The following is a 1028-nucleotide window of genomic DNA, read 5'->3' as shown; positions in this document are numbered from 1 at the left end:
GTCGCCGAGCCGAAGCGCAGGCTGGCCGGTGCTCCCGTCGTGTTGAACACGGCGAGAGGCCCGGTGAAGGTCAGCGTCTGGCCGGCCGCGGCGGAGAGGATCGAGCTGCTCTCGCCGCCTTCCCAGGTCAGCGCGTTGGCGAGCGTGGCGGTCACGGTCGAGCGAAGGGCGCCGCCGCTCATCACGAGCCCCCCGCTGCCGAGCGCCGCGGCGTTGCCGATCTGGAGCAGCCCCGCCTCGAGCCTGCTGCCGCCGGAATAGCTGTTGGTCCCGGTCAGCGTCAGCGTGCCGGCGCCGGCCTTGACGATGCCGCCGCTGCCCGAGATCGTCTCGCCGAGCGTGGCATCGGTAGGCTGGTCGAAGGTCAGCGTCCCGGTCACGTCGATGCCGCCCGCAAGGCCCCAGCCGCTGCCGAGGGTCAGCCGGCTGTTCCCGCCGGTGAAGCGCAGCGCCGCCGAGCGCTGGTCCACGCCCCCGCCGAACACGCCGCCGCTGACGGTCGCATAGAGATCGAGATCGAGATTCGCGCCGACGATGCCGTTGCCGCCGGCGACGAGCATGCCGCCGCCGCTGCCGCCGGAAACGTTCGCAGCGATCGTCGCGGTGGCGCCGCCGGCTGCCGAGAAGACGAGGCCGTGGCCACCGCCGCCGCCGCTCCCCGAGACGCCGCTCGGCCCGCCGCTGCCCCCCGCCCCGCCGTTGCCGCCGGTGACGGTGACGGTCAGCGTCTCGAGATCGCCGGTGCCGGTGACGACGGCGCCGGAGCCCCCGCCGCCCCCGCCGCCGCCCATCACGAAGCCCATGAAGCTTGGCGATCCGCCCGCGCCGCCGTGGCCGCCCTGCACGGCGAAGGTCGGGAGAGTCGCCGAAACCAGGCCATGGGCGCCGCCGCCGCCGCCGCCGCCCGCCGTCGCGTTGGCGCCGCCGTTTTCGCCGTTCGCGCCGGGCGTCGCCCCGCCGGCCCCGCCGGGTGCGCCCGAAGAGACGACGAAGAAATCGCCCTCGCCTCCGCGGCCGCCGGTGACCCC

At 75.8% G+C, this 1028-nt stretch carries 1 protein-coding gene; it reads right to left on the bottom strand.

Annotation, left to right across the window (positions count from 1 at the left end):
• Window positions 1-1028, bottom strand: a 1028-nt coding sequence (locus tag E2493_RS04035; protein ID WP_191992961.1) for an autotransporter-associated beta strand repeat-containing protein, incomplete at both ends; no start/stop codon positions are given.

The organism is Sphingomonas parva (ex Maeng et al. 2020) (assembly GCF_004564275.1).
Taxonomy (GTDB): Bacteria; Pseudomonadota; Alphaproteobacteria; order Sphingomonadales; family Sphingomonadaceae; genus Allosphingosinicella; species Allosphingosinicella parva.
The sequence above is the reverse complement of the archived record's forward strand: the minus strand, read 5'-3'. Positions and strand labels throughout refer to the sequence as shown.